Genomic DNA, 7,480 nt, shown 5'->3' on the forward strand with positions numbered 1-7,480 from the left:
CGAGGGGCCCGCCCGGGTCGCGGGAGCGGCGGGCGGGGGCCGGGCATGACCGGATCACGCCCGTCGGAGGGGCCGGGCCGCCGCGGGCGGCCGGCCCGGGACGAGCCGAGCGCAGTACGGGTGCGGGCGTTGTCCACAGGCCCGCCGCGGTGTCGGTGCGCGCCAGTAGGGTGTGAGACATGGCCGACCCCTCCAGCTACCGCCCCAGGCCGGGAGACATCCCGGACTCTCCCGGGGTGTACAGGTTCCGTGACGAGCACCGCCGGGTGATCTACGTCGGAAAGGCGAAGAGCCTGCGCCAGCGCCTGGCGAACTACTTCCAGGACCTGGCGAACCTGCACCCGCGCACCCGGACGATGGTGACCACCGCCGCGTCCGTGGAGTGGACCGTGGTGTCCACCGAGGTCGAGGCGCTGCAGCTGGAGTACTCCTGGATCAAGGAGTTCGACCCCCGGTTCAACGTCAAGTACCGCGACGACAAGAGCTACCCGTACCTCGCGGTGACGATGAACGAGGAGTTCCCGCGCGTGCAGGTGATGCGCGGTCACAAGAAGAAGGGCGTCCGGTACTTCGGGCCGTACGGGCACGCCTGGGCCATCAGGGACACCGTCGACCTGATGCTGCGGGTCTTCCCGGTGCGCACCTGCTCGGCGGGCGTCTTCAAGAACGCCACCCGCACCGGCCGGCCCTGCCTGCTCGGCTACATCGGCAAGTGCTCCGCCCCCTGCGTCGGCCGGATCACCCCCGAGGACCACTGGGATCTGGCCGACGAGTTCTGCGACTTCATGGCCGGCCGCACCGGCACCTACCTCCGCCGTCTGGAGAGGCAGATGGCGGAGGCGGCCGAGGAGATGGAGTACGAGCGGGCCGCCCGGCTGCGCGACGACATCGGGGCCCTGAAGAAGGCCATGGAGAAGAACGCGGTCGTGCTCGCCGACGCGACCGACGCCGACCTGATCGCCGTCGCCGAGGACGAGCTGGAGGCGGCCGTGCAGATCTTCCACGTGCGCGGCGGCCGGGTGCGCGGCCAGCGCGGCTGGGTGACCGACAAGGTCGAGGAGGTCACCACCGGCGCCCTGGTCGAGCACGCCCTGCAACAGCTGTACGGCGAGGAGACCGGCGACGCCGTCCCCAAGGAGGTCCTGGTCCCGGCGCTGCCCGAGCCGGTCGAGCCGGTCCAGGAGTGGCTGACCGGCCGCCGCGGGTCCGGCGTGTCGCTGCGCATCCCGCAGCGCGGGGACAAGAAGGCGCTGATGGAGACCGTGCAGCGCAACGCCCTGCAGGCCCTCGCCCTGCACAAGACCAGGCGCGCCTCCGACCTCACCACCCGTTCGCGCGCCCTGGAGGAGATCGCCGAGGCCCTCGACCTGGACAGCGCCCCGCTGCGGATCGAGTGCTACGACATCTCGCACCTCCAGGGAGACGACGTGGTCGCCTCGATGGTGGTTTTCGAGGACGGCCTGCAGCGCAAGGGCGAGTACCGCCGCTTCCAGATCAGGGGCTTCGCCGGCCAGGACGACGTCCGCTCCATGCACGAGGTGATCACCCGCCGCTTCCGGCGGTACCTCGCCGAGAAGGAGCGGACGGGGGAGTGGGCGGACGGCGAGGAGACCTCCTCGAACGGCGACAGCGCCCTCCCCGACAACGAGAGCGCCCTCCCCGGCGGCGAGCCGCTCGGCACCTCCCTCAAGGACGACGACGGCCGGCCCAGAAAGTTCGCCTACCCGCCCCAGCTCGTCGTGGTCGACGGCGGGCAGCCGCAGGTCGCGGCGGCTCAGCGGGCCCTGGACGAGCTGGGCATCGACGACATCGCCGTCTGCGGCCTCGCCAAGCGGCTGGAGGAGGTCTGGCTGCCCGCCGAGGACGACCCGGTGGTGCTGCCCCGCACCAGCGAGGGCCTCTATCTGCTCCAGCGTGTCCGGGACGAGGCCCACCGGTTCGCGATCACCTACCAGCGCACCAAGCGCGCCAAGCGCTTCCGCGCCGGCCCCCTGGACGACGTGCCCGGCCTCGGCGACACCCGCAAACAGGCGCTCATCAAGCATTTCGGCTCGGTGAAGCGGCTGCGGTCCGCCACAATCGAACAGATCCAGGAGGTGCCGGGGATAGGCCGGAAGACGGCCGAGACCATCGCCGCGGCCCTCGCCCAGGCGGCTCCGGCCGCACCCGCCGTGAACACGGCGACTGGAGAGATCATGGAGGACGAGGAGCCCGAGACGACGGCGGGCTCCTCGGGGGAGCCCGTGACCGCGGGCCCCCCGGACGAACGACGGGGGCAGGAGACATGACCGAGCACGACGCACAGCAGACAGCGGACCGCGATCAGGCGCACGGCGACCCGGCCGGGGAAGCCGTCCGGCAGCAGGCCGGCCAGGACGCGGTCCAGGACAACGGAGCACAGGTGAGTACGGGCAGCGAGACAGCGGGTGTCCCCGAAGCGGCCATCCCGGAGCTGGTGATCATCTCCGGCATGTCCGGAGCCGGCCGCTCGACGGCCGCGAAGTGTCTGGAGGACCTCGGCTGGTTCGTCGTCGACAACCTGCCGCCCGCCCTGATCCCCACCATGGTGGAGCTGGGCGCCCGCTCCCAGGGCAACGTGGCGCGGATCGCGGTCGTCGTGGACGTCCGCGGCCGGCGCTTCTTCGACAACCTGCGCGAGTCCCTGGCGGACCTGGAGGCGAAGCACGTCACCCGGCGGATCGTCTTCCTGGAGTCCTCCGACGAGGCGCTGGTGCGCCGCTTCGAGTCGGTGCGCCGCCCGCACCCGCTCCAGGGCGACGGCCGCATCGTCGACGGCATCGCCGCCGAGCGGGAGCTGCTGCGCGAGCTGCGCGGCGACGCCGACCTGGTGATCGACACCTCCAGCCTCAACGTGCACGAGCTGCGCGCCAAGATGGACGCCCAGTTCGCCGGCGAGGAGGAGCCCGAGCTGCGGGCCACCGTGATGTCCTTCGGCTTCAAGTACGGCCTCCCGGTCGACGCCGACCTGGTCGCGGACATGCGGTTCCTGCCCAACCCGCACTGGGTCCCGGAGCTGCGCCCGTTCACCGGCCTCAACGAGGAGGTCGCGGCCTACGTCTTCAACCAGCCGGGCGCGAAGGAGTTCCTCGACCGGTACGCGGAGCTGCTGCGGCTGATCGCGGCCGGGTACCGGCGCGAGGGCAAGCGGTATGTGACCATCGCCATCGGCTGCACCGGCGGCAAGCACCGCTCGGTCGCGATGTCGGAGAAGCTCGCCGCGCGCCTCGCGGCCGAGGGTGTGGAGACGGTGGTCGTACACCGGGACATGGGACGGGAATGACGGAACGTACACGGCGGCTGGGCCGGCTGCGCCGGATGGTGCCGGACGCGCGAGCCGGCCGCCCGGCCGAGACCCGCGCCGGGCGCCCGGCAGAGGCCCGTGGGGCCCGGCCGCGCCGCCGGGGCGCGCAGCCCAAGGTGGTCGCGCTCGGCGGCGGCATGGGCCTGTCCGCCTCGCTGGCCGCGCTGCGCCGGATCACCGGTGATCTCACCGCCGTCGTCACGGTGGCCGACGACGGCGGCTCCAGCGGGCGCCTGCGCGACGAGCTGGGCGTGCTGCCGCCCGGCGACCTGCGCAAGGCGCTGGCCGCGCTGTGCGGCGACGACGACTGGGGCCAGACCTGGGCCCGGGTCATCCAGCACCGCTTCCAGTCCCAGGGCGACCTGCACGAGCACGCGGTCGGCAATCTGCTGATCGTCGCCCTGTGGGAGCAGCTCGGCGACCACGTGCAGGCCCTGGACCTGGTCGGCAAGCTGCTCGGCGCGCACGGGCGGGTGCTGCCCATGTCCGCCGTACCGCTGGAGCTTCAGGCCCTGGTCAAGGGGCACGACCCGGAGCGTCCGGACGACGTGGACACCGTGCGCGGGCAGGCGACGGTCGCGCTCACGCCCGGTGAGGTGCAGTCGGTGCATCTCGTGCCGAACGACCCGCCGGCGGTCCCGGAGGCGCTGGCCGCGGTCCTCGACGCGGACTGGGTGGTGCTCGGCCCCGGCTCCTGGTTCTCCTCGGTGATCCCGCATCTGCTCGTCCCCGAGCTGCTGGACGCCCTGACGGAGACCAAGGCCCGCAAGGTCCTGTCCCTGAACCTCGCCCCGCAGCCGGGAGAAACCGACGGCTTCTCCCCGCAGCGTCATTTGGAGGTTTTGGGGCGACACGCCCCTAAACTCGCCCTGGACGTGGTGCTGGCCGACGAGGCCGCCGTGCCCGACCGCGACTTGCTCACCGAGGCCGCCAAGCGGCTGGGAGCGGCGGTCGAGCTGGCGCCGGTGGCCCGGACCGACGGAACGCCCCGGCACGACCCGGAGCTGTTGGCCGCCGCGTACGACCGTATTTTTCGGATGCATGGAAGGATCGGCCCATGGCGATGACGGCAGCGGTGAAGGACGAGATCTCCCGGCTCCCCGTCACCCGGACCTGCTGCAGGAAGGCGGAGGTCTCCGCCATCCTCCGGTTCGCCGGCGGCCTCCACCTGGTGAGTGGGCGCATCGTGATCGAGGCGGAGCTGGACACCGCGATGGCGGCCCGCCGTCTCAAGCGCGACATCCTGGAGATCTTCGGCCACAGCTCCGAGCTGATCGTGATGGCGCCCGGCGGCCTGCGCCGCGGCTCGCGCTACGTGGTGCGGGTCGTCGCGGGCGGTGACCAGCTCGCCCGCCAGACGGGTCTGGTCGACGGCCGCGGCCGCCCGATCCGCGGGCTGCCCCCGCAGGTGGTCTCAGGTGCGACCTGCGACGCCGAGGCGGCCTGGCGCGGGGCGTTCCTCGCGCACGGCTCGCTGACCGAGCCCGGCCGCTCCTCCTCCCTGGAGGTGACCTGCCCCGGCCCCGAGGCCGCGCTCGCGCTGGTCGGCGCCGCCCGCCGGCTGTCGATCGCCGCGAAGGCCCGTGAGGTGCGCGGTGTGGACCGGGTGGTCGTCCGGGACGGTGACGCGATCGGCGCCCTGCTGACCCGGCTCGGCGCGCACGAGTCGGTGCTGGCGTGGGAGGAGCGCCGGATGCGGCGCGAGGTGCGGGCCACCGCCAACCGGCTCGCCAACTTCGACGACGCCAACCTGCGCCGCTCGGCCCGCGCGGCGGTGGCCGCGGGCGCCCGAGTGCAGCGTGCCCTGGAGATCCTCGCCGACGAGGTCCCCGAGCACCTCGCCGCCGCCGGGCGGCTGCGCATGGAGCACAAGCAGGCCTCGCTGGAGGAGCTGGGCGCCCTCGCCGACCCGCCGCTGACGAAGGACGCGGTCGCCGGCCGGATCCGCCGCCTGCTGGCCATGGCCGACAAGCGCGCCGCCGATCTGGGCATCCCGGGCACGGAGGCCAACCTGACGGAGGAGCTGGCGGACAACCTCGTGGGCTGACCGGCCGACGTCGACTCGCCGGTGCCGGGGGCCAGTTGAGGCCGCCGGCACCGGCTTGTCGCCGGCTGGGACAACCCTGTTTGCATGGCCATGAGTCGCTCTTGACTCGATCATGGACTGACATGAGCCTGGCAACCTGTTCGCCGTTGTGGCGGACCACCGCGAGGGGGGTTCATGAGACACAGAGCGAGATCGATCCTCGCTGTAGGCGCGCTTCTCATCGGCGGAGCGAGCCTCGCACCCATCGCCCAGGCGCAGAGCGGAAGTCCGGCGAAGTCCGACCCGGACGAGGTCAAGGTCTTCCGTGCCGATGTCACCCAGAAGCAGTTACCCCTGCTCCTCAAGGCCGGTCAGGACGGCGACGAGCTCGGTGAGCAGGTCAAGGCGGGCGGGAAGTCCGAGGTCGAGGTCTACCTCACCGACAGGCAGGCCGCGAGCCTCAGGAAGCAGGGCGTCGGCCTCACCGAGCACACCCTCTCGGCCAGAGCGGCGGCGCACGTGCGGGGCGCAGCCCAGGGTGTGTTCCGCCCGTACGGCGGAAGCGGCGGCCTGAAGGAGGAGGTCCTCCGGACCGCCCAGGCCAACCCGGGCCTGACCAAGGTGGAGTCCATCGGCAGGACGGTCCGGGGTCAGGACATCCTCGCGCTCAAGCTGACCGGGAACGCGAAGAAGTCCAGGGACGGCTCCAAGCCGTCGGTGCTGTACGTGTCCAACCAGCACGCGCGCGAGTGGATCACACCGGAGATGACCCGCCGGCTGATGCACTACTACCTGGACCACTACAAGACCGACCGGCGCATCAAGAAGGTCGTGGACTCGACCGAGCTGTGGTTCGTCCTCTCGGCCAACCCCGACGGCTACGACTACACCTTCCAGAGCCCCGCCACCCGCCTGTGGCGCAAGAACCTGCGGGACGTCAACGGGGACGGTGTCATCAGCACGGGTGACGGTGTGGACCTCAACCGCAACTTCGCCTACAAGTGGGGCTACGACGACGAGGGTTCGTCCCCCGACCCCACCAGCGAGACCTACCGCGGCGCGAGCCCCGAGTCCGAGCCGGAGACACGGGCGCTGGACGACTTCGAGAAACGGATCGGGTTCACGTACGGCATCAACTACCACTCCGCCGCCGAACTCCTCCTCTACGGCGTGGGCTGGCAGGTCGCCACCCCCACCCCGGACGACGTGCTCTACAAGGCGCTCGCCGGCACCCCCGGCAACCCGGCGATCCCCGGCTACCGTTCGCAGGTCTCCTCGGAGCTGTACACCACCAACGGCGAGGCGGACGGCCACGCGTCGAACGTCAACGGCATGGCGATGTTCACCCCCGAGATGTCGACCTGCCAGACCGCGGCGAACGTCGATCCCAACGACGCCTGGCGGCCCGGGGGGCGCCTCGCCCTCGCCGAAGTCCGAGGCGCCCAAGGTCAAGGGCGGCGGGACCGTGCCCGACCCGGTCAACGGGATCAGCCTGCCGGTGCCCCAGGGCTGGACCGGGCAGACGATCAGCGTCGGGGCGCAGGTGACCTCCGACAGCTCCTACAAGTGCCCCGGCAACAGCTCCCAGACGTGCACCGCGGGCGGCGCCTACTCCGCTCCGGCGCAGGCGCTGAACATCGACGGCACCACCGCGGAGCAGGTCGCCGAGGCGGACATCGCGGCCAACGCCAAGGAGTCGTACGGCGGTGACACCTACGGCAGCGTCACCTCGCACCAGGTGCTGGCCTCCCAGGCGGTGACGGTGGCCGGGCAGAAGGGCTATCTGGTGCGCTGGAAGGCGGTCACCAGCAAGGGCGCCGACGGCCTGGTCGAGTCGGTCGCCTTCCCCTCGCCGAACGACGCCAAGCAGATGGTCGTGGTGCGGTTCGGCATCGACGTCGGGCAGAACACGTCGGTGATCGACGACATCCTCAAGGGGATCAAGGTCTCGTCCGGCGACGGGGACGACGGGCAGACCGTCTGAGCGTCCGGACGTGGAATTCGGCCGGGTGGGGTCCCTCTCCGCTCAAGAGGGTCCCAGCGGGCGCGGCGGGTCAGGTCGCGGCGGAAGAGGCCCAGCACCAGGGCGCCGCCCGCCACGACGTTGACCGTGCCGGTGAGCAGCGCGCCCG

The 7,480-nt window shown here is 71.9% G+C and carries 5 protein-coding genes and 2 pseudogenes; 6 read left to right on the forward strand and 1 reads right to left on the reverse strand.

Annotated features, from left to right (window positions below):
* Window positions 1–181: hypothetical protein (locus ACWEN3_RS36735; protein WP_452980126.1), on the reverse strand; the 181-nt coding region annotated here is incomplete at its 3' end.
* On the opposite strand from ACWEN3_RS36735, the gene uvrC reads away from it, so the two are divergent.
* The 6 genes and pseudogenes from uvrC to ACWEN3_RS36765 all read left to right on the forward strand — a co-directional run.
* Window positions 180–2,288 carry an excinuclease ABC subunit UvrC gene (gene uvrC / locus ACWEN3_RS36740; protein WP_452980129.1) on the forward strand — a complete coding sequence of 703 codons (2,109 nt, stop codon included), beginning with the start codon at window positions 180–182 and terminating at the stop codon, window positions 2,286–2,288. The two genes, ACWEN3_RS36735 and uvrC, sit on opposite strands and share 2 nt — an antisense overlap.
* A complete protein-coding gene (rapZ, locus tag ACWEN3_RS36745) occupies window positions 2,285–3,301 on the forward strand; it encodes an RNase adapter RapZ (protein WP_452980132.1) in 1,017 nt (338 codons plus the stop codon). Before uvrC ends, rapZ begins: the two co-directional genes overlap by 4 nt.
* Complete coding sequence (locus ACWEN3_RS36750) at window positions 3,298–4,389, forward strand: gluconeogenesis factor YvcK family protein (RefSeq protein WP_452980135.1); 1,092 nt, start codon at window positions 3,298–3,300, stop codon at window positions 4,387–4,389. The genes rapZ and ACWEN3_RS36750 overlap by 4 nt, the downstream gene beginning before the upstream one ends.
* Window positions 4,380–5,369, forward strand: a complete 990-nt coding sequence (gene whiA, locus ACWEN3_RS36755) for a DNA-binding protein WhiA (RefSeq protein WP_400134956.1) — start codon at window positions 4,380–4,382, stop codon at window positions 5,367–5,369. The genes ACWEN3_RS36750 and whiA overlap by 10 nt, the downstream gene beginning before the upstream one ends.
* A 174-nt stretch (window positions 5,370–5,543) precedes the next feature.
* Window positions 5,544–6,749, forward strand: a pseudogene (locus ACWEN3_RS36760) (M14 family metallopeptidase); the annotation flags it as partial.
* Window positions 6,748–7,332, forward strand: a pseudogene (locus ACWEN3_RS36765) (hypothetical protein); the annotation flags it as partial. The pseudogenes ACWEN3_RS36760 and ACWEN3_RS36765, both read left to right, overlap by 2 nt.
* Window positions 7,333–7,480 lie beyond the last annotated feature (148 nt).

This window comes from Streptomyces sp. NPDC004561 (assembly GCF_053602155.1).

Excerpts from the sequence above, each read along its gene's own strand:
- whiA (WP_400134956.1), top strand. The coding sequence starts at position 4,380 with ATGGCGATGACGGCAGCGGTGAAGGACGAGATCTCCCGGCTCCCCGTC.
- ACWEN3_RS36750 (WP_452980135.1), top strand. The coding sequence starts at position 3,298 with ATGACGGAACGTACACGGCGGCTGGGCCGGCTGCGCCGGATGGTGCCG.
- uvrC (WP_452980129.1), top strand. The coding sequence starts at position 180 with ATGGCCGACCCCTCCAGCTACCGCCCCAGGCCGGGAGACATCCCGGAC.
- rapZ (WP_452980132.1), top strand. The coding sequence starts at position 2,285 with ATGACCGAGCACGACGCACAGCAGACAGCGGACCGCGATCAGGCGCAC.